The 21,784-nt window shown below is 67.5% G+C and carries 16 protein-coding genes; 9 read left to right on the forward strand and 7 right to left on the reverse strand.

Annotated elements, in window-relative coordinates:
• Positions 1-73: 73 nt before the first annotated feature.
• From VER16_RS00205 to VER16_RS00225, 5 genes are all read right to left on the reverse strand, one after another.
• A complete protein-coding gene (locus VER16_RS00205) occupies positions 74-580 on the reverse strand; it encodes a hypothetical protein (RefSeq protein ID WP_324804853.1) in 507 nt (168 codons plus the stop codon).
• An 80-nt stretch (positions 581-660) separates the two neighbouring features.
• Positions 661-3,771 (reverse strand): error-prone DNA polymerase, encoded by a 3,111-nt coding sequence (locus VER16_RS00210; RefSeq protein WP_324804854.1) that lies wholly within the window; start codon positions 3,769-3,771, stop codon positions 661-663.
• Positions 3,772-3,777: 6 nt separating this feature from the next.
• Positions 3,778-5,187 carry a DNA polymerase Y family protein gene (locus tag VER16_RS00215; RefSeq protein WP_324804856.1) on the reverse strand — a complete coding sequence of 470 codons (1,410 nt, stop codon included), beginning with the start codon at positions 5,185-5,187 and terminating at the stop codon, positions 3,778-3,780.
• 9 nt (positions 5,188-5,196) lie between these two features.
• A complete protein-coding gene (gene imuA, locus VER16_RS00220) occupies positions 5,197-5,817 on the reverse strand; it encodes a translesion DNA synthesis-associated protein ImuA (RefSeq protein ID WP_108769137.1) in 621 nt (206 codons plus the stop codon).
• A gap of 355 nt (positions 5,818-6,172) precedes the next feature.
• Positions 6,173-6,607, reverse strand: coding sequence for a VOC family protein (locus tag VER16_RS00225; RefSeq protein WP_079222247.1), 435 nt, complete (start codon positions 6,605-6,607; stop codon positions 6,173-6,175).
• 332 nt (positions 6,608-6,939) lie between these two features.
• Here VER16_RS00225 and VER16_RS00230 point away from each other — a divergent pair, with 332 nt between their 5' ends.
• The 3 genes from VER16_RS00230 (at position 6,940) to VER16_RS00240 (ending at position 12,342) form a co-directional block, all read left to right on the forward strand.
• Complete coding sequence (locus tag VER16_RS00230) at positions 6,940-9,735, forward strand: beta-glucosidase family protein (protein WP_324804858.1); 2,796 nt, start codon at positions 6,940-6,942, stop codon at positions 9,733-9,735.
• A gap of 180 nt (positions 9,736-9,915) precedes the next feature.
• The gene (locus VER16_RS00235; RefSeq protein WP_324804860.1) at positions 9,916-10,302 is read left to right on the forward strand and encodes a DUF4440 domain-containing protein; all 387 of its coding nucleotides are present in this window, start codon (positions 9,916-9,918) and stop codon (positions 10,300-10,302) included.
• A 129-nt stretch (positions 10,303-10,431) separates the two neighbouring features.
• A complete protein-coding gene (locus VER16_RS00240; RefSeq protein ID WP_324804861.1) occupies positions 10,432-12,342 on the forward strand; it encodes a CocE/NonD family hydrolase in 1,911 nt (636 codons plus the stop codon).
• A 150-nt stretch (positions 12,343-12,492) separates the two neighbouring features.
• On the opposite strand, the gene VER16_RS00245 is transcribed toward VER16_RS00240, so the two are convergent.
• The gene (locus tag VER16_RS00245) at positions 12,493-13,449 is read right to left on the reverse strand and encodes an AraC family transcriptional regulator (RefSeq protein WP_324804862.1); all 957 of its coding nucleotides are present in this window, start codon (positions 13,447-13,449) and stop codon (positions 12,493-12,495) included.
• Positions 13,450-13,547: 98 nt separating this feature from the next.
• Positions 13,548-14,639 (reverse strand): alkene reductase, encoded by a 1,092-nt coding sequence (locus VER16_RS00250; protein ID WP_324804863.1) that lies wholly within the window; start codon positions 14,637-14,639, stop codon positions 13,548-13,550.
• Between the two features lie 190 nt (positions 14,640-14,829).
• Here VER16_RS00250 and VER16_RS00255 point away from each other — a divergent pair, with 190 nt between their 5' ends.
• The 6 genes from VER16_RS00255 (at position 14,830) to dld (ending at position 21,710) form a co-directional block, all read left to right on the forward strand.
• Positions 14,830-15,588 carry an SDR family NAD(P)-dependent oxidoreductase gene (locus tag VER16_RS00255; protein ID WP_324804864.1) on the forward strand — a complete coding sequence of 253 codons (759 nt, stop codon included), beginning with the start codon at positions 14,830-14,832 and terminating at the stop codon, positions 15,586-15,588.
• A 103-nt stretch (positions 15,589-15,691) separates the two neighbouring features.
• Positions 15,692-16,141, forward strand: coding sequence for an MgtC/SapB family protein (locus tag VER16_RS00260; protein WP_324804865.1), 450 nt, complete (start codon positions 15,692-15,694; stop codon positions 16,139-16,141).
• Between the two features lie 228 nt (positions 16,142-16,369).
• Positions 16,370-18,028: an L-lactate permease gene (lldP, locus tag VER16_RS00265; protein ID WP_324804866.1), complete on the forward strand. Its 1,659-nt coding sequence runs from the start codon at positions 16,370-16,372 to the stop codon at positions 18,026-18,028.
• Between the two features lie 53 nt (positions 18,029-18,081).
• Complete coding sequence (gene lldR / locus VER16_RS00270) at positions 18,082-18,846, forward strand: transcriptional regulator LldR (RefSeq protein WP_324804868.1); 765 nt, start codon at positions 18,082-18,084, stop codon at positions 18,844-18,846.
• A gap of 18 nt (positions 18,847-18,864) precedes the next feature.
• Complete coding sequence (lldD, locus tag VER16_RS00275) at positions 18,865-20,004, forward strand: FMN-dependent L-lactate dehydrogenase LldD (RefSeq protein ID WP_324804869.1); 1,140 nt, start codon at positions 18,865-18,867, stop codon at positions 20,002-20,004.
• Positions 20,001-21,710 (forward strand): D-lactate dehydrogenase, encoded by a 1,710-nt coding sequence (dld, locus tag VER16_RS00280; protein WP_324804870.1) that lies wholly within the window; start codon positions 20,001-20,003, stop codon positions 21,708-21,710. Before lldD ends, dld begins: the two co-directional genes overlap by 4 nt.
• Positions 21,711-21,784 lie beyond the last annotated feature (74 nt).

Here is a 21,784-nt window from a genome sequence, read left to right on the forward strand (position 1 = left end):
GCCAATCAGTCGAGCAAGCTCGACTCTACAAAGGCGTAAGTCGAGCATGGCTCGACTCTACAAGGGCGAGCGCTCAGGGCGCGGCGTTGGCGCCGGGTCGCACGTAGTAGGTCTGGCCGGTGTCATCCAGGAACACCAGTTCAGGCTTGCCCTGCCACGAGGTGAGCATGGCGCCGGTGTTGTTCTGGTGCCGCACCATCAGGCTCGCGCCGCGATCGGGGTTGGCCACGACCTTGAATACTTCGGTGGTGCCGCTGGCATCATCGAGGGTCAGCAGGGCTTCGCCACCACGGTCGCTGGTGCCGTAGCCGCCGCGTTCGGAGCCATCGGGGCCGAGCAGGATCATGCCTGACAGGGCTGTCGCACGCGGGCCCTGCGCCATGCCCTTGCTGAGTGGATCGGGTACGGGGGCGCCGAGGATGACACGCGCCTGGCCCTTTTCATCGTGGATGACCAGGCCACGGGCTTCGATCACCCGCTGTGGCGATTGGCTGTGGTGCAGGTTCCAGGCGGTCCAGCCGGAAACAAGCAGGGCAAGGGTCGAAACCCCCAGGGTGGTCAGCAACAGTACGCGGGCCATCGTTCGTCCTTCCTTGGATGTGCCGACGATAGCGGATGCAATAGCGGATGGGTAGCGTCGACCGTTGGTCGATGCATCGCTCAATGGAAATCGCGGCTGTGGCTGCGCAGGCCCTGCAGCAGTTCGTCCAGGCACAGCATGCGCTGCACGATGACATGCTGCACGCCATCGACGCGTTCCAGGCGGCCGTCGATCTGCATCAGCTGGGTATCGACCAGTACGCGATGCTGGCGGTCGGCCACGTGCCGCCAGACCACGGCATTGACCATGCCGGTCTCGTCTTCCAGAGTGAGGAAGGTGACCCCGCTGGCGGTCTGCGGGCGCTGGCGCATGCGTACCAGGCCGGCAATGCGCACGCGGCGGCCATGGCCGTGGCCGCCCAGCTGTGCAGCGTCGAGACAGCCACGGCTGCGCAGCTGCGCGCGCAGGAAGCTGATCGGATGGCGGCCGAGCGTGGTGCCGGTGCTGCGGTAATCGGCCTGCATGTCCTCCCACGCGCTGGGCAGCGGCAGCGCCACGCGGGCCTCGATGGTAGCGCGGGCCGGGTCGAACAGCGGCAGCCGGTTTTCCACGCCGGAAATATCCCAGCGTGCACGATGGCGGTGGCCGCTCAGCCCACGCAGTGCACCGGCATCGGCCAGCAGGCCCTGCTGGCGCCGGTCCAGCCCGGTGCGCTGGCAGAGGTCGCCGACGTCGTCGAACGGGCGGCGCGCGCGTTCGCGCATCAGTGCCTGCACTGCCGTTTCGCTGCAGCCGTCGATCAGGCGCAGGCCGAGCCTGATCGCCGCTGCGCCCTTGCTGAAATCCAGCGTGCAGTCCCAGTCGCTGTGGCGCACGTCCACCGGCAGTACCGTGATGCCGTGCCGGCGCGCGTCCTGCAGCAGCTGGTCGGGGCTGTAGAAGCCCAGTGGCTGGCTGTTGATCAGACTGGCGGTGAAGGCGGCCGGATGGTGGCACTTGAGCCAGCAGCTGGCGTAGGTGAGCAGGGCGAAGCTGGCCGCATGGCTCTCGGGAAAGCCGTAGCTGCCAAAGCCCTTGATCTGCTCGAACAGGCGTTCGCCGAATTCCAGGCTGTAGCCGTTTTTCAGCATGCCAGCCAGCAGCTTTTCGCGATGCGGCTCAAGGCCGCCGTGGCGTTTCCATGCGGCCATCGAGCGGCGCAGTGCATCGGCCTCGCCCGGAGTGTAGCTGGCGGCATCCACTGCCAGCTGCATCACCTGTTCCTGGAACAGCGGCACGCCCAGGGTACGTGCGAACACACGTTCCAGCTGCGGTGGATAGAGCGGGTTGTCGGGATCGTTCAAGGCTTCGGGCCCCTGTTCGCGCAGGATCCGCCGACGTTCCAGGTAGGGGTGCACCATGTCGCCCTGGATCGGGCCGGGGCGCACGATCGCCACTTCGATCACCAGGTCGTAGAAGCACCGGGGCTGCATGCGTGGCAGCATGGCCATCTGCGCGCGCGATTCAATCTGGAATACGCCGATGGTTTCGGCGGCGCAGATCATGTCGTAGGTCGGGTCATCCTCGTCTGGAATCGCATCCATGCGCCCTTCGTGCAGGCCGTGCTGCTGCAGCATGGCCAGGCACTTGCGGATGGCGGTGAGCATGCCCAGCGCCAGGCAGTCGACCTTCATCAGCCCGGTGGCATCGAGGTCGTCCTTGTCCCACTGGATGACGGTACGGCCAGCCATGGCGGCGTTCTCCACCGGCACCAGTGTGGACAGCGGGTGTTCGGAAATCACGAAACCGCCCGGGTGCTGCGACAGGTGGCGGGGGAAGTCGATCAGCTCTTCGGTGAGTGACAGCAGCCGCCGCATCAGCGGCGTGTCCGGATCGAAGCCGCGCTCGCGCAGGGTGTCCGGCAGCGGGATGTTGCCGCCCCAATGGTCCATGGCCGCACCCAGCTCGTTCACCTGGTCCATCGGCAGGCCGAGCGCGCGGGCGACATCGCGGATCGCGCTGCGACCGCGGTAGCTGATCGCCACGGCGGTGAGCGCGGCACGCTCGCGGCCATAACGCTTGAACACGTACTGCAGCACTTCCTCGCGGCGCTCGTGTTCGAAATCGATGTCGATGTCCGGTGGTTCGTCGCGCTCTTCGGAAATGAAACGCTCGAACAGCAGGTTGCTGCGTGCCGGGTCGATCTCGGTGACGCCGAGCACGAAACACACCGCCGAATTGGCCGCCGAGCCGCGTCCCTGGCAGAGGATCTTCTGGCGGCGGGCGAAGCGCACGATGTCCTGCACGGTGAGGAAGTACGAGGCGTAGTTCTTCTTGGCGATCAAGGCCAGCTCGTGTTCGATCTGCGTGCGCTGCTTCTGTTCGATGCCTTCCGGCCAGCGCTCGGGAATGCCTTCTTCCACCAGGGCGCGCAGCCAGCTGTCCGGGGTGTGTCCTTCCGGTACCAGTTCGCGCGGGTAGGTGTACTGCAACGCATCCAGGGTGAAGTGGCAGCGCCCGGCGATGCGCACGGTCTCTGCCAGCAGTTCCGGTGGATACAGCTGGGCCAGCGCGCTGCGCGGGCGCAGGTGGCGTTCGCCGTTGGGAAACAGCCGCCAACCGGCTTCGGCCACGCTGCAGCGGTGGCGGATCGCGGTCAGCGTGTCCTGCAGGGCGCGGCGGCGGCGCACGTGCATGTGCACGTCACCACTGGCCACCAGCGGCAATGCATGGCGTTCGCCGAAGGCCTGCAGCTGCTGCAGGCGGCGCACGTCGTCATGTTCGTGGTGCAGCTCCACCGCCAGCCACAGGCGGTCGTTGAACCCGGCACGCAGCAGCGGCAGGTGGCTGGCATCAGGCTGCCGGTCCAGCCACAGGCACAGCAGGCCCTCGGCCAGGCCATGCAGATCCTCGCGCAGGCAGCGGTATTGGCCTTTGCCTGCGCGCCGCCGGCAGGTGGTGATCAGCTGGCACAGGCCGGCGTAGGCGTCCTGGTCGGTGCACAGCAGGGCGATCTTCGGTCCGTCCTCGACCTGGAATTCAGCACCGATGACCAGCGCCACGCCATGCGTTCTTGCTGCCTGCCAGGCGCGTACGATGCCGGCCAGCGAACACTCATCGGTGATTGCCAGGGCGCGATAACCCTGGCCGGCGGCACGCGCGAACAGTTCGTCGGCGGTGGACGCGCCGCGCTGGAAGCTGAAGGCCGACAGGCAGTGCAGTTCGGCATAGGCAGGGGAGGCGGCGGCCATGGCGGTTCAACCGAACCAGCCGTGCAGCATCCACGGCGCATGCGGATCGTTGCGCGGGCGGAATGCCCAGCCGCGCTGGCCGTGCGCGGTTTCCACCACGTAATAATCGCGGCGTGCATCGGTGTGGTCCCACCAGCCCGATTCGATACGCTCCGGCCCGGCGATGATGCGCAGGCGCGGGTCGCGAAGCGGTTGCGGTGTGTCCAGCAGCCAGCCGGGGCGCAGCGGCCAGTACGCCGGAGGCTTGCCCACTGGCTGGTTGCCGCTGGCCCGTTCCGGTCGATGGTCGGCCTGCACCGCCAGCGGCTGCACGGCGTCATCGCCCAGGCGTGCGCGCAGGCGCTCGCGCAGCTGGGTCCACGGCATTGCCTGCGCCGGGCGGGTGTCGAACAGATCACGCGCGGCCGGTACGAACGGCGGCAGATGTTCGGCCTGCAGGCGCAGCGCCCGGCTGCCGGCGGGCAGGGCGAAGGCCTCCATGCGGTTGCGGGTGATCTCGAACAGCAGCGCGGCATCGCGCTCGGGGGCCAGCAGGCCGATGGTCAGCACGCTGGCCGGCAGCAGGTCGTGTTCGAAATACAGGTCGAAGCGCTGCACGCCGCCATCGCGCGAACAGAGGAAGGCGGCCAGGTCCAGCAGCAGGCGCCGCAGCGGGAACAGCAGGGCCTGGCTGGATTCGATCTCGTACTCGAACTCGATGCGGGCATCGAAGCGGTCCGGGGGCTGGTAATAGCGCAGTGGCGGTGCCGGCAGGCCGCGCAGTGCGTCCAGCTGCTGCAGCACATCGGGGGCGAAGCGCCGGGCCAGGCTGTCGCGCGGCAGATCGAGCGCGGCGCCCAGCGTGCGCAGGCCGGAGCGGCCGAGCACGGTGACCGCTTCGGCGGGCAGGCCGCAGCGCGACAAGGGCAGCTGCGCGAGCAGCGCCGGCAGCTGCTGCATGTCGACGCCCAGGCCATCGTGCACGTTGGCCAGCACGCGTGCGGCATGCGCAGTGGGCGCGGCCACCAGGCGGTGGCGGAAGCCCAGCTCGTGCAGGCCATCGCGCAGGCGCTTCTCGATCTTCAGCCAGTCACCGAACAGGGCACGGCTGGCGCCGATTTCCAGCACCAGCGCATGCGGGAAATCGAGGCTGACCTGCGAGCTGTAGGCATAGGCCCAGCTGGCCAGCAGCTGGCGGGTGTGCTGTTCGGCGCTGGGGTCGTAGTCGTGCAGCTGCATGTCCTGCACCAGCACCTGCGCGGCCGACAGCAGCATGCCCGGGCGCAGGCCGGCCGCGCGTGCTGCCGGACTGACCGCACGCAGCACGCGGCGCTGCGCCGGCCCCTGCAGCAGCACCAGTGGCCGCTGCGGGTCCGGCTGCAGGCGCAGCACGCTGTCCAGCGCCAGCTGCGGCAACAACAGGCAGGCCCAGTGCATGGCGCGGCCTCAGTGGGCGATGGCCAGCGGCAGCGGTTGCGCGGGCGGCAGGCCGCCACGGCACTTCAGCACCCGCACCTGGCCGTGGTCGAGCTGCAGGCGCAGGCTGGCCGGGGAGGGATTGCGTGCGGCGCGCACGTCGCGGAACACGAAGCCCAGGCACTGGCCGCTGTCGGCGGCGACCTGCAGGCGGCGCAGCGAACGGTCATCGGCCTGCTGCGGCTGCGGCCAGCACAGCACCGCGGCACAGGCCGCCGAGCGCAGGCATTGTTCGGCCGCCCACAGCGCCTGCTTCGGCGCGGCCTGGATGATCTGCAGCTGGGCCAGATCGAGCCCGGCCGCGGCCCAGGCCGGGGCGTGCGGGCGGTAGGGCGGGGCGACCAGCACGATCGGCCGGTCGCGCTGGCTCAGCCTGGCCAGCGCCGGCCAGACCAGGGCCAGTTCACCCACCCCGGGGGCATCCTGCAGCACCTCGCACAGGCCACTGGCCGGCCAGCCGCCGCCGGGCAGGCGGGCATCCAGCGCCGGGTGGCCGCTGGCCAGGTGGTCGCTGGCCGGCCCGGTGCGCGCCGGGCCACGCCACAGCTGGCGGCCGTCCAGCAGACGGTCGAGCGCGACGACGGCGCCCATCAGCCGGTCCTCCAGGGGAGACGCCGGTCAGGTGGGAAGCGGCAGGAATGGGCGGGAACGGCTGGCATGGGGCGAGTATCGACAGGCCGGGATGAGGGGCTGAAAGCGACATGCTACTCGCCTTGTGAGTAGAATTACTAATGAAATTCCGGGGTGGGATTTCAGGTTGATGAAGGAAGAAGCATCCACGCATGGCGTGGATCTACTGGGCCCGCCCGGCCGGGATGCGCGTGCCCGCCCTGGTGGATCCGCGCAGACCCACAGTGCCCCGCCATCCCACGGAATGCGGCATTTGATTCTGCTGTTGCGTTTGCCGTTGCCTCTGCGGGTGCCGGGCGGCAGCCCGGCCGTCCCATCACCGCCCGTGCGGATCCGGGCGATGGTGCACGTACTCGACCACGGTGCCATCGGGATGCACCGCATTGAACGCCGCGCCGGTGGGCACGACCTGCAGCGGGAAGATGATCTCGGCGCCGGCCGCCACCAGTCTGTCGTGATAGGGCCGCACATCATCAACCAACAGGGTGCCGGTGGTGGAGGTGAACGGCGCCAGCGCGTCATCGCTGCCTTCGATCAGCAGGAACGCACCGACCATGGCCAGGCGCAGGCCGGCATCGGGGAACGGAAAGCCGGCATCGGCCACCACGCCCTGCAGCTGTTCGTAGAACGCCACGCTGCGCTCCAGCTCGCCGGGAGTGACGAACACGCGGATCAGCACGCGCGGGCTGCGCTGGCTGGAGGTATCACAGCGGTCGCGCCAGAGGTGGTCGAAAGTGCGGTGTACGTTCATGGGCTCGGTCCATCGCGGGGAACCTCATTATCGGTACGCCCCTGCGGCCCGCTGATGACGGGCGGTGATGGCCTGATAACCAGGCCGGGACAGCAGCCTGTGACTTAGGTCCTGTTGACAGCCATCGATGCCCTCGCACAATCTTAACAAGATGGGTCGCTTGCGGCCCGGGCAGGCAGGTTGTCACGCCGGGAGGAGGGTCCCGCGCGCAGACCGGTCCGTCCCCTGGCCCGCGGTGTGTTGCCTGGCAACGCCCGCGCGGCATGAACGCTGCACCCTTCGGCGGCACTTTCCCTGGACCGATTGCCTTGGCAACGGAATTACGCCCGCCGATGAAAACGTTTACAAAGCCGCTTGCCCTGTCCCTTGCGCTGTCTGCCGCGCTGGCCGCCCCGGCCTGGGCCGACACGGCCGCCTTCACCGTGCTGACCCTGGACCAGGCGCCGACCGCCGATGCCATTCCCGCCCTGGCCGCCCAGCTGAAATCCCTGCAGGTGGACGCCGTCAGCGTGCGTCAGGTGCAGCGCGGCATCGGCCAGGTCGATCCGCTGCAGCTGCTGGCCGATGGCCTGGGCTACGAATACCGCTTCATTGACGCCGGCAAGGATGACGGCCAGACCCAGCAGGGCCAGGCCGTGCTGACCCGCCTGCCGATCGCCGCCGAATCCGGCCCCGACCAGCCGGGCCTGAACTACCTGCGCCTGGACGATGGCCGCCACACCGTGGCCGTGTACACCGATGCCGGTGCGGGCGCCGCGCGCCTGCCGGCCCTGGTCACCCGTTCGCGCCTGGGCGCACCGGCCGTGCTGCTGGGTGCGGTGGCCGGTGAATCGGCCAAGGCCGCCGGCTTCGATCCGGCCCGCGTGGCACTGGAGGCCGATGCCAGCTACTTCAGCGATGGCTTCCAGGCGGCCAGCAGCGCGCCGTTCAAGATCGATGGCAGCGCCCTGCGCGCGACTCTGCTGACCCTGGCCTACGTGGCCGACAAGGGCGGCGAGCAGCCGTGGATGGACACCACCCTCAACGCCGATGCGCGCGCTGCGCTGCTGCTGAAGGCGATGACCGAGGACGAGAAGTTCCAGATGCTGCACAGCTACTTCGGGCTGGGCAAGGATGGTGGCCCGCTGCCGGAAGGCGCGGTGGGTTCGGCCGGTTTCGTGCCGGCGGTGCCGCGCCTGGGCATTCCGTCGCAGCAGTCGGCCGATGCCGGCGTGGGCGTGACCAATCCGGGCGGCATCCGTCCGGGCGACTTCGCCACCGCGATGCCGTCCGGCCCGTCCACCGCCTCCAGCTGGAACCGCGAAGTGGCCTTCGCCGGCGGCGCGACCATGGGCCGCGAAGCGTGGCAGCAGCGCTTCAACATCCTGCTGTCGGGCAGCGTCAACCTGCAGCGTGACCCGCGCAACGGCCGCAACTTCGAGTACGCCGGCGAAGATCCCCTGCTGGCCGGTTCGATGGTCGGCGCGCTGATCCAGGGCGTGCAGAGTCAGCACGTGATCTCCTCGATGAAGCACTTCGCGCTGAACGACATGGAGACCCGCCGCAACTTCCACGACGTGCGCATCGGCGAACAGGCCATGCACGAATCGGACCTGCTGGCCTTCGAGATCGCGCTGGACGCTGGTCGCCCGGGCGTGGCGATGTGCTCGTACAACAAGATCAACGGCACCTATGGCTGCGAGAACGGCTACCTGATGAACCAGGTGCTGAAGCAGGAATGGAAGTTCCCCGGTTTCGTGATGTCCGACTGGGGTGGCGTGCACAGCGGTTCGAAGGCGGCGCTGGCCGGTCTGGACCAGCAGTCGGCCGGTGAAGTGTTCGACGCCGCGGTGTTCTTCGATGAACCGCTGCGCCTGGCCGTGCACGGCGGCGTGGTGCCGCAGGCGCGCCTGAACGACATGGTGGCGCGCATCCTGCGCACGATGTTCCTGCATGGCAACTTCGACAACCCGCCGCAGCACCAGAAGGTGGATGCCGAAGCCGGCTTCGCCGTGGCCCAGCGCACGGTGGAAGAAGGCAGCGTGCTGCTGCGCAATGAAGGCAACCTGCTGCCGCTGGCCGACAGCATGAAGCGCATCGTCATCATCGGTGGGCATGCCGACAAGGGCGTGATCGGTGGCGGTGGTTCGTCGATGGTGGGCGTGACCGCCAAGGGCACCAACGCGGTGCCGGGCGTGATGCCGACCACCTGGCCGGGCCCGGTGATCTTCCACCCGTCCTCGCCGCTGGAATCGCTGCGTGCGGCGCGCCCGGACGCGACCATCGAGTATGTGGACGGCAGCAACGCCGCTGCGGCGGCCAAGGCCGCAGCGCAGGCTGACGTGGCCATTGTGTTCGCCACCCAGTGGGCGGCCGAATCGGTGGACCTGCCGGACATGCAGCTGCCCGACAAGCAGGACGCGCTGATCTCGGCGGTGGCCAAGGCCAACCCGAAGACCGTGCTGGTGCTGGAAACCAACGGCCCGGTGCGCACCCCGTGGCTGGCGCAGGTGCCGGCGATGCTGCAGGCCTGGTACCCGGGCATCCGCGGTGGTGAAGGCATCGCCGCGCTGCTGACCGGCCAGGCCAACCCGTCCGGCCGCCTGCCGGTGACCTGGGTGGTGGACGAATCGCAGCTGCCGCGCCCGCACATCGACGGCCTGGGCTTCAAGCCGAAGAAGGCATTCGGCGACGTGTTCGATTTCGATATCGAAGGCGCCAACGTCGGCTACAAGTGGATGGCCGCCAAGGGCCTGACCCCGACCTTCGCGTTCGGCCATGGCCTGTCCTACACCTCGTTCGCCTATGAAAACCTGAAGGTGAGCGTGGAAGGTTCGCGCCTGGTCGCCAGCGTGGACATCCGCAACACCGGCAAGCGCGCCGGTGCCGACGTGGCCCAGCTGTACCTGAAGCTGCCGGCCGGCAGCACCACGCCGATCCGCCTGATCGGCTATGACAAGGTGCAGCTGCAGCCGGGCGAACAGCGCCGCATCCGCATCGAAGCCGAGCCGAAGACCCTGGCCCACTACGATGCACAGGCGCGCCAGTGGAAGATCGCCGGCGGCACCTACCAGGTGCAGCTGTCGCGCAACGCGGCCGAACCGCTGCAGACGGTGGACGTGCAGCTGGCGGAGCAGGTGCTGCGCTGATGCCTGAAGACACGGCCCCGCAAGGGGCCGTGTCTTTGAAAAGGGGACGGAGGGGATCAAGTCGTTTGTGCACAAACGACTTGATCCCCTCCGTCCCCTTTTTGTTGTCCTCACCCTGCTGCCGATGGCGCTGTTGCGCCGCTCGCAGCCCTTGCTCCTTCCGCAACCGGAGAATGCCTGATGCACCGCACCGCCGAACATGAAATCCACGAACTGCACGACAGACTGCAGGCCTGGTTCCGCGCCGAGGTGGGCGCCGACGCACTTGACGATCTGATGGCGCATTTCTGCGCGGACTTCAGCATGGTCGGCATTGCCGGGCGGCGGCTGGACCGGCAGGCGGTGGAGGCCTTGTTCGTGGGCGGGCATGGTGCGCGCCCTGGCCTGCGCATCACCATCGACGCCGTGCAGGTGATTGAAGCGCCATCACCGCTGGCCGTGCTGCGCTATCGCGAAGGGCATGCAGTGGGCGATGGGGCGGTCGCATGGCGGGAGTCGCTGGCGGTGCTGCGGCAGGAGCAGGGGCGTTGGCGCTGGTTGGCGCTGCATGAGGTGGCAGCGGATTGACCGGCACTACCAGAGACGGCACATGTGCCATCAGTCCTGCCCCCAAAGAGCGCAGAACGCAAAGCCTGCACACACCTCACCGGGCAGGGCAGGAGTACGCTTGGGTCTTTCCTGCCGGGAGGGGTCTCCATGCGTGTGCGTGCCGTTGCTGTAGCAATCGCCCTTTGCCTGTCCAGCACTGTGCTGGCCGCCGATACCCCGCCGATGACCCCGGACATCAATGGCAAGCCCTTCGTGGCCCCGGATGTCGGACGCGACTACGACAAGCGCGTGGTGATGGTGCCGATGCGCGATGGCACCAAGCTGTACACCGTCATCGTGGTGCCCAAGGGCGCGCACAACGCGCCGATCCTGTTGACCCGCACACCCTACGACGCGGCCGGTCGCGCCAGCCGCAGCGATTCGCCGCGCATGCGCGACCTGCTGCCGCAGGGCGATGAGGTGTTCGTCGATGGCGGCTACATCCGCGTGTTCCAGGACATCCGCGGCAAGTACGGTTCCGAAGGCGATTACGTGATGACCCGGCCGCTGCGCGGGCCGCTGAACAACACCAGGGTCGACCATTCCACCGATGCGTGGGACACCATCGACTGGCTGGTCAAGCACGTGTCGGAGACCAACGGCAAGGTTGGCATGCTGGGTTCGTCGTATGAGGGCTTCACCGTGGTGATGGCTTTGACCGACCCGCACCCGGCGCTGAAGGTGGCCGCACCGGAAAGCCCGATGGTCGATGGCTGGATGGGCGATGACTGGCTCAATTACGGTGCGTTCCGCCAGGTCAACTTCAACTATTTCGCGATGCAGACCGAGAAGCGCGGCAAGGGCACGCCGCTGCCCAGCCTCGGCTACGACGACTACAGCACCTTCCTGCGCATCGGTTCGGCCGGTGACTACGCACGCTTCACCGGCGTGGACCAGCTGACCTGGTGGAAGAAGCTGGTGCAGCACCCGTCCTACGATGCCTTCTGGCAGGGCCAGGCACTGGACGCGGTGATGGCGAAGACACCGCTGAAGGTGCCGACGATGTGGCTGCAGGGCCTGTGGGACCAGGAAGACATGTGGGGCGCCAACCATGCCTACCAGGCGATGGAGGGCCGCGACACCGGCAATACCCTCAACTACCTGGTGATGGGCCCATGGCGGCACAGCCAGGTGAACTACACCGGTGACTCGCTGGGCGCGCTGAAGTTCGACGGCGATACCGCGATGCAGTTCCGTCGCGACGTGCTCAAGCCGTTCTTCGACCAGTACCTGGTGGACGGAGCCCCGAAGGCCGACACGCCGCCGGTGCTGATCTACAACACCGGCGAAAACCACTGGGACCGCCTGCAGGGATGGCCGCGCAGCTGCCAGAAGGAGTGCACCGCAGCCAGCAAGCCGCTGTACCTGCGTGCCGGTGGCAAGCTGGCCTTCCAGGCGCCGGCAGCGGGCGAGGGTGACTTCGAAGAATACGTGTCCGACCCGGCCAAGCCGGTGCCGTTCGTGCCGCGTCCGGTGCGCTTCGGCGACCGTGACATGTGGACCACCTGGCTGGTCAAGGACCAGCGTTTTGTCGATGGCCGGCCTGATGTGCTGACCTTCATCACCGAGCCGCTGAGCGAGCCGCTGCGCATCGGTGGCGCGCCGGTGGTGCACCTGCAGGCATCGACCAGCGGCACCGACAGCGACTGGGTGGTGAAGCTGATCGACGTCTACCCGGACCAGGAAGCATCGACGCCGGAGATGGGGGGCTATGAGCTGCCAGTCTCGCTGGCGATCTTCCGCGGTCGCTACCGCGAGAGCTTCAGCGAACCCAAGGCGCTGGTGGCCAACCAGGTGCTGCCGTACCGCTTCGACCTGCCCAACGCCAACCATGTGTTCCAGAAGGGGCACCGGGTGATGGTGCAGGTGCAGTCCAGCCTGTTCCCGCTGTATGACCGCAACCCGCAGACCTACGTGCCGAACATCTATCTGGCCAAGCCGGGGGATTACCAGAAGGCCACGCAGCGGGTCTGGCACAGCGCCGCCCAGGCCAGTTACATCGATCTGCCGGTGTATTGAGGTGGGTGGTGCATGCAGGAGGGTGTCGACCAAGGTCGACACCTACCAGAGCGGGGATTGTGCGATGTTGGTAGTGCCGGCCGCTGGCCGGCATGCGTGCCGACCAAGGTCGACACCTACCAGAGCGGGGATCGCGCGATCCAGAACAGGTCAACCCCCCTTCGAGGGACCGGTGCGCCAGAGGCTGGGCACCAGGCCGAAGCGCTTGCGGAAGGCCGCAGCGAAGTTGCTCGGGTGGCGATAGCCGGTGGCCGCCGCTGCCTGTTCAACGCTCCAGCCACGCTCGCGCAGGCCTTGTTCGGCATGGTGCATGCGCTGTTCGTGCAGGTAGTCGAACACCGAACAGCCGTACTGCTGCACGAAGTGACGGCGCAGCGAACTGGGGCTCATGCAGGCGATCTGCGCCAGTTCGACCAGGCTGTGCTCATGGCTGGGATCCTCGCGCAGGAAGGCGCGCACGCGTTCCAGCCGCGCATGCTGGCCGGCACGCAGCGCACGGGTGGTGGCCCCGTGCAGGTCATCGGCCTGCAGGCCGACCGCCAGGATCTGCAGGGCCAGGCCTTCGCGCCATAACGCATCCAGGTCGCCCTGCCAGGGGCTGTCGAACAACTGCGACAGCGCCGGCACGAGTGTGTGCGGAATGGCCCAGTGCCGGCAGCCGACTTCCTGCCCCTGCAATGCCTGCTGCAGTGCCGGTTGCTGCAGCAGGTCCACGTCGAATTCCGCAGGAATGCGCAGGCTCACCCCGCGCAGGCGCACGCTGCCAGGATGCACGCCGCGCATCTCGACCGGTTCACGGTGATGGCTGGTCATCGCGGTGCCGGCGCGCAGGCTGAAGGCCTCACGCTGCGGCACCTGCACGTCGACCTGGCCATCAAGCATCATCCGGATCGACAGGCCGGGCCGCTGCTCGGCAGTGGCCGTATAGCCCACGCGGTTGCACACATCGGTGGCGATCAGGCTGAGGCCGCCGCGCAGGGTCTGTTCGTGCATTTCGCCGCGACCCACCCATTGGTCGTCGCGCAGGTCGCGCGGGTCGGCGCGGTAGTCATAGCCGTGCCGATCGCCGAAGCGACGGTAATCGGCAAAGGTGAAGTATCGGGACATTGCGGGGCCGCTCAGCTGTGGGGGAAAGTGCTGGCGTCGGCTCGCCGGGACATTCTAGCGCGGGCCCGCCGCCGCAGCGACGGGCCGGTGACACGGGATTACGCGCCCAGTGCGGGGTAGTCGGTGTAACCGTGTTCGCCGCCGCCATACAGCGTGTTGGGGTCGAGATCGGCCAACGCGGCGCCGCTGCGCAGGCGCGCCACCAGATCCGGGTTGGCGATGAAGGGCCGGCCGAACGCCACCATGTCGGCGTAGCCGCTGGCCACGGCCTGTGCCGCGCGCGCAGCGTCGTAGCCGTTGTTGGCGATCCACGGGCCATGGAAGCGCGCACGCAGGCCTGCATAGTCGAACGCGAGGTTGTCACGGTCGCCACCGGTGGCGCCTTCGATCACGTGGATGAAGGCCAGACCCTCGATCGTGTCCAGCCGTTCCACCGCGCGGTCGAACAGCGGCTGCGGATCGCTGTCGTGCGCATCGTTGACCGGGGTGACCGGTGACAGGCGCACGCCGGTGCGGGCCGGGCCGATGGCTTCGGCCACGGCGCTGACCACTTCAAACAGCAGACGTGTACGGTTCTCGATGCTGCCACCGTAGGCATCGCTGCGGTGGTTGCTGCCATCGCGCAGGAACTGGTCGATCAGGTAGCCGTTGGCGGCGTGCACTTCCACGCCATCGAAACCGGCGGCAGCCGCATTGCGCGCGGCGATGCGGTAGTCCTCGATCAACGCCGGAATTTCCTCGATGGCCAGCGCGCGCGGCGCGGATACATCCTCGAAACCGTTGGCGGTGAAGGTCTTGCCGTTGGCGCGGATCGCGCTCGGTGCCACCGGCACTTCGCCGTCCGGCAGCAGGCTGGTGTGGGAGATGCGGCCGACGTGCCAGAGCTGCAGCACGATGCGGCCACCGGCGGCGTGCACCGCGTCGGTCACCGGCTTCCATCCAGCCACCTGCGCGTCGCTGTAGATACCCGGGGTGTCGAGGTAGCCCTGGCCGAGCGGGCTGATCTGGGTGGCCTCGGCGATGATCAGGCCGGCGCTGGCGCGCTGCTGGTAGTAGGTGATGGCCAGTGGCGAAGGCACACGGTCGGGCAGGGCGCGGTTGCGCGTCAGCGGCGCCATGGCGATGCGGTTGGCCACGGCGATGTCGCCAAGGTGGGTGGGCGTGAACAGCAGATCGGCGGCAGGGCTCATCGAAGATTCCACGGGCAGGGGAGGGATGGCTTGGAGCATAGGCGCGAATGCGTTGCAGCGATGGGAAGGATCGTTGCAGGCCATGCGCGCCCCACCGCCCCGGAGATGGCACGTCCGTAACATGCGCGGGCGTAACGTCGTCGACAGGCGGATGCATTCCGCAATGCTGACCAACACGTGGAGAACACAGATGATTGATTACCAGCTGAAGGGCAGGACCGCGATCGTGACCGGCGGTGTGTCCGGCATCGGCCTGGCCGTGGCCGAACTGCTCGCTGCATCCGGTGCCAGCCTCTCGGTGTGGGACCTGAAACAGGAGGCAGTGGATGCCACCGTGCTGACCTTGAAGGCCAAGGGCGTGCAGGCCATCGGCATTGCCCTGGACGTGACCGATGAGGCCGCGGTGGAATCGGCCGTGCAGCGCACGGTGAAGGAGCTGGGGGGGATCGACATCGCAGTGAACAATGCCGGCATCGGCGGCCCGGCCGCGAGCAGTGGCGACTACCCGGTCGATGGCTGGAAGCGCGTGGTTGATGTGAACCTCACCAGTGTGTTCCTGTGCCAGCGCGCGCAGATCCAGGCGATGCGCGCGGCAGGCAGGGGCGGCAGCATCATCAACATGGCCTCGATCCTGGGCCAGGTGGGCTACGCCGGTTCGACGGCCTATGTGGCAGCCAAGCATGGCGTGGTCGGCCTGACCCAGACCGCAGCGTGGGAACACGCCGCCGATGGCATCCGCATCAATGCGGTCGGCCCGGGCTTCATCGCCACGCCGCTGCTGGACAAGATGGACGCCAAGGTGCGCGCAACGCTGGAAGATCGCCACGCGCTCAAGCGCCTGGGCACCCCGGAAGAAGTGGCCGCACTGGTGGCCTGGCTGGCCAGCGATGATGCCTCGTTCGCTACGGGTACGTACTACGCGATCGATGGCGGCTACCTGGCGCAGTGATGCGCTGAAGGTGGACGCTGCCGGGTGATCCGGTAGTGGTGGCATCTTCACCGGGATGCCACGCCCCTCGCGCGAGGCTCCGGAAAACTCCCGGAGCCTGCCGATGGAACTCACCCAGGATGTATCGATCCTGCTGCGCGTAGCCGCAGCGATGTTGTTCGGCGGCGTGCTTGGCGTGGAGCGCGAGATGGGCAAGCATGCCGCGGGCCTTCGTACCCACATGCTGATTGCCGGGGCGGCGGCATTGATCGTCGGCCTCGGCGATTCAGTAGCCGAGCATTTCCAGCAGGAGCGTTATCGGGACCTGCTGCAGGTCGATCCGGTGCGCCTGATCGAGGCCGTGGTGGCCTGCGTCGGCTTCGTGGCCGCGGGCACCATTCTGCGTGGCAGCCGCGAGGACCAGGTCAGTGGGCTGACCACGGCAAGTTCACTGGTGATGGCCGCAGCCATCGGCATTGCAGTGGGCATTGGCAAGTTCGTCATCGCCCTAGGGGTCAGCGTTCTGTGCGTGCTGGTGCTGGCGGTGATCCGGCGCGTTGAAAAGAAGCTCTGAGGAACGTGGGTCCTGGAGCCAGATCCCCGAAGAGGCTCTGACCCAGAGATGGTGTAATGGTCATACCAATAATCCATCTAGCGCTATGGTCTAATAGGCTATCCACGCGATAGGCGGTTCAATCTGCGTCCAGCGGCCCATCTTCATCATTATTGGTAGTACCAATGATGCTGGGACCGCAACGTGCCACCCAAACGGTGGTGAACCTGCCCCCAGTCGAGAGCTTCCATGCAGCCCTGGCAACACCTGTACGACCCCGCCGGCAACCTGTGGCTGTCCAGCCTCATCGCGCTGCTGCCGATCGTGTTCTTCTTCGTTGCACTGGCCGTGCTGCGCATGAAGGGCTGGCTGGCCGGCACGATCACCGTTGCGATCGCGCTGGGCGTGGCCCTGCTGTTCTACCGCATGCCGCTGGCGCAGGCGCTGGGCGCGGCCGGCTACGGCTTCGTCTACGGGCTCTGGCCGATTGCCTGGATCATCATCGGCGCGGTGTTCCTCTACAAGGTCTCGGTGAAGACCGGGCAGTTCGACATCATCCGGGCCTCGATCCTGTCGGTCACCGAAGACCAGCGCCTGCAGATGCTGATGGTCGGCTTCGCTTTTGGCGCTTTCCTGGAAGGTGCAGCCGGCTTCGGCGCGCCGGTGGCGATCACTGCTGCGCTGCTGGTCGGGCTGGGCTTCAAGCCGCTGTATGCCGCCGGCCTGTGCCTGATCGTCAACACCGCCCCGGTGGCCTTCGGCGCAATGGGCATCCCGATCATCGTTGCCGGGCAGGTCACCGGTCTGGATGCGTTCGAGATCGGGCAGATGGCCGGCCGGCAGCTGCCGTTCCTCACGATCATCGTGCTGTTCTGGATCATGGCGATCATGGATGGCTGGCGTGGCATCAGGGAAACCTGGCCCGCGGTGCTGGTGGCCGGTGGCTCGTTCGCCCTGGCCCAGTACCTGACCTCCAACTTCATCGGCCCCGAACTGCCGGACATCACCGCGTCGCTGGCCTCGCTGGTCTGCCTGACCCTGTTCCTGCGCCGCTGGAAGCCGGTACGCATCTTCCGCTTCGATACCGCCACCAGCGCCGAAGCCGCCGCACAGGCGTTGGATGCGCCGCGTTACAGCGTGGGCCAGATCGCCAAGGCGTGGTCGCCGTTCCTGATCCTCACTGCAATGGTCACCCTGTGGAGCATCAAGCCGTTCAAGGCGCTGTTCGCCAGCGGCGGCGCACTGGAAGGTTGGGTCGTGAAGATTCCGGTGCCCGGCCTGGACCAGATGGTGCAGAAGATGCCGCCGATCGTGCCGGCTCCGCTGAGCTATGAAGCGATCTACAAATTCGACTGGTTCTCGGCGACCGGTACCTCGATCCTTCTCGCTGCAGTCATCGCCATCATCGCCCTGCGCATGCCGGCCAAGGCGGCCGTGCAGACCTTTGCCGAGACCGTGCGCGAGCTGCGCGTGCCGATCTATTCCATCGGCATGGTGCTGGCCTTTGCCTTCATCGCCAACTATTCCGGCCTGTCGGCCACGCTGGCACTGGCGCTGGCCCACACCGGCAAGGCGTTCCCGTTCTTCTCGCCGTTCCTGGGCTGGCTGGGCGTGTTCCTCACCGGTTCGGACACGTCGTCCAATGCGCTGTTCTCCGCGCTGCAGGCCACCACCGCTCAGCAGATCGGGGTGTCCGACGTGCTGCTGGTGGCGGCCAACACCACCGGCGGGGTGACCGGCAAGATGATCTCGCCGCAGTCCATTGCCATTGCCTGCGCAGCGGTGGGGCTGGCCGGCAAGGAATCGGATCTGTTCCGTTTCACCGTCAAGCACAGCCTGGTGTTCACTGGGATGGTCGGCCTGATCACCCTGGCGCAGGCCTACTGGCTGACCTGGATGATTCCCTGAGCCATGGCCTGCGTATCCCTCCGCCGCCAGGCCGTTCGGGCGACAATGGCGCCATGAGCATGCAACGGGTTTCGGACAAGGTGGCCGCGCAGCTGCGCGTGCTGGTGCAGGAACAGCAGCTGCAGCCGGGCGATCGGCTGCCCGCCGAGCGAGCTCTGGCGGTGCAGCTGGGCGTTTCGCGCACCGCCCTGCGCGAGGCCATCGCGCAGCTGGCCAGCCAGGGGCTGCTGACGGCGCGCGTGGGCGGCGGGACCTACGTGGCCGAACCGGCGGCGCGTGCGCGGCAGGCGCTGGACGAACCGCTGGCACCGTACCTGCCGCTGTTCCAGGGCGATCCGGAATATCGTTTCGATGTGCTGGAAATCCGCCATGCGCTGGAAGGCGCCACCGCCTGGCATGCCGCCCTGCGCGCCACCGATGAGGACCGGGCGCGCATCGCCCAGGCCTTCCAGACCATGATGGACGCTCATGGCAAGGATGACCCGGCCGGCGAGGCCGAGGCCGATGCGGCCTTCCATCTTTCCATCGCCGAGGCCTCGCACAACCTGGTGCTGCTGCAGGTGATGCGCGGCCTGTTCGAGCTGCTGCAGACCAACATCTCGCAGAGCCGCGAGAAGCTCTACACCTCGGCGCGGACCTTCTCGCCGCTGTCCGAACAGCATCGCGAAATGATGGACGCGGTGCTGGCCGGCGACCCCGAGCGTGCGCGTGCGGCCGCCCATGCCCACCTGGAATTCGTGCATACCACGCTGCGCACGCTCGATGACAACGAAGCCCGGCGTGCGCGTGCTTCGCGTCTACCTTCTCCGCACGGCTGATTACTTCAGGTTGACCCCATGATCATTTCCGCCTCCACCGATTACCGTGCCGCAGCGCAGCGCCGCCTGCCGCCGTTCCTGTTCCACTACATCGATGGTGGCGCGTATGCCGAGCACACGCTGAAGCGCAACGTTTCGGACCTGTCCGACATTGCGCTGCGCCAGCGCATCCTGCGCAACATGGCCGACCTGAGCCTGGAAACCGAGCTGTTCGGCGAGACGCTGGCGATGCCGGTGGCGCTGGCACCGGTCGGCCTGACCGGCATGTACGCCCGCCGCGGCGAGGTCCAGGCGGCGCGCGCCGCCGACAGCCGTGGCATTCCGTTCACCCTGTCCACCGTTTCGGTATGCCCGATCGAGGAAGTGGCGCCGGCCATCCAGCGGCCGATGTGGTTCCAGTTGTACGTGCTGCGCGACCGTGGCTTCATGCGCAATGCACTGGAACGTGCGCAGGCCGCCGGGGTGACCACCCTGGTGTTCACCGTGGACATGCCGGTGCCCGGCGCGCGCTATCGCGACGCGCATTCGGGCATGAGCGGCCCCAATGCCCCGTTGCGCCGGGTCGGCCAGGCCATCACTCATCCGCGCTGGGCGTGGGATGTGGGCGTGCTCGGGCGCCCGCACGACCTGGGCAACATCTCCGCCTATCGGGGCAACCCGACCGGACTGGCCGACTATATCGGCTGGCTGGGCAACAATTTCGATCCGTCCATTTCCTGGAAAGATCTGGAATGGATCCGCGCGTTCTGGAAGGGTCCGATGGTCATCAAGGGCATCCTCGACCCGGACGATGCGCGCGATGCAGTGGCATTCGGTGCCGATGGCATCGTGGTGTCCAACCATGGTGGGCGCCAGCTGGATGGCGTGCTGTCCACCGCACGCGCATTGCCCGCCATTGCCGATGCGGTGCAGGGCGACCTGAAGATCCTGGCCGATTCGGGCATCCGCAATGGCCTGGACGTGGTGCGCATGCTGGCGCTGGGTGCCGATACGGTGCTGCTGGGCCGTGCGTTCGTGTATGCGCTTGCCGCGCAGGGGCAGGCCGGCGTGGCCAACCTGCTGGACCTGATGGCCAAGGAAATGCGCGTGGCGATGACACTGACCGGTGCACGCCGCATCGCTGACATCGGAAGCAGTTCGCTGGTCCGCCTGCCATGAGCGACCGCGCAACCGTGCTGGCGCAGCTGCGCGCGGCCGTCGGCAAGCGCCATGTGCTGACCGGTGACAAGGCCACCCGCCGTTTCCGTCGCGGCTACCGCTTCGGCGAGGGCCCGGTACTGGCGGTTGTACGCCCCGGCACGCTGCTGGAACTGTGGCGGGTACTGCAGGCGGCGGTACAGGGTGGGGCCGCGATCATCCTGCAGGCGGCCAATACCGGTCTGACCGGTGGTTCGACGCCGGACGGCAACGACTACGGGCGTCCGGTCGTGCTGGTCAGCACGTTGCGCCTGACCGGTATCCAGCTGCTGGACGACGGCCGCCAGGTGCTGTGCCTGCCGGGTGCGACGCTCGATCGCCTGGAACAGACCCTGGCGCCGCTGGGCCGCGAGCCGCATTCGGTGATCGGCTCGTCGTGCATTGGCGCTTCGGTACTGGGCGGGGTCTGCAACAACTCCGGTGGCGCGCTGGTACGCCGGGGCCCGGCCTATACCGAGCTGGCGCTGTACGCACAGGTGGACGCGCAGGGGCAGCTGCAGCTGGTCAATCATCTGGGCATCGCCCTGGGCGATACCCCTGAACAGATCCTGCAACGCCTTCAGACGGGCGACTACGCGGCTGCGGACGTGGGCGATGGGAATGGCCGCGCCGCCTCCGATCCCCGGTATGCCGAGGAGGTGCGTCGTGTTGATGCCGATACGCCGGCGCGCTTCAACGCCGACCCGAGCCGCCACTACGAGGCAGCCGGTTCGGCCGGCAAGCTGGCGGTGTTCGCGGTGCGCCTGGATACGTTTGAAAAGGAAGCCGCCGAGGTGTTCTACATCGGCAGCAACCGCACCGCCACGCTCACCGCCATCCGCCGCCAGCTGCTGACTGGCTTCGAGCGCTTGCCCATCGCCGGTGAGTACATCCACCGCGATGCGTATGACATCGGTGAGCGCTATGGCAAGGACACCTTCCTGCTGATTGATCGGCTCGGTACTGCGCGCGTGCCTGCGGCATTCGCGTTGAAGAGCCGCGTGGATGGCTGGTTCGAGCGGCTGGGCCTGCGCGGGGTCACTGATCGGCTGATGCAGGCATTGACTGGTCTGCTGCCCTCGCACCTGCCGGCGCGCATGGGGGAGTTCCGCCAGCGCTATGAACATCACCTGCTGCTGAAGGTATCGGTGCAGGATGCCGCAGAGACCGAGCGCTGGCTGCGCGAGTGTTTCGCCAACCACGAGGGTGGCTTCTTCCGCTGCACCGCCGAGGAAGGACGCAAGGCCTTCCTGCATCGCTTTGCCGTGGCGGGCGCGGCAGTGCGCTACCGCGAGGTGCATCGCGCGCAGGTGGAAGACATCGTGGCGCTGGACATCGCCCTGCGCCGCGACGATGCGGACTGGTTCGAGACGCTGCCTGCCGACATCGACGGGCGTCTGCTGCACAAGCTGTACTACGGGCATTTCCTGTGCCACGTGTTCCACCAGGATTACATCGCGCGCAAGGGCGAAGATCCGATGGCGATCGAGCATGCGATGTGGGCACTGCTGGACCAGCGTGGTGCCGAGTACCCGGCCGAGCACAATGTCGGCCACCTTTACCCGGCCAAGCCGGCACTGGCCGGGTTCTACCGGCAGCTGGACCCGAGCAATACGTTCAATCCCGGCATCGGGCATACCTCGAAGGCCAAGGGATGGGGCGGCTGCGATTGCGGCGGTGCGCCGTAGAGTCGAGCTTGCTCGACTGCTCTTTTCCAAAAGCAGTCGAGCAACGCTCGACTCTACGGGGGCAGCGGGTACCA

This window comes from Stenotrophomonas sp. (assembly GCF_035634915.1).
Classification (GTDB): Bacteria; Pseudomonadota; Gammaproteobacteria; order Xanthomonadales; family Xanthomonadaceae; genus Stenotrophomonas.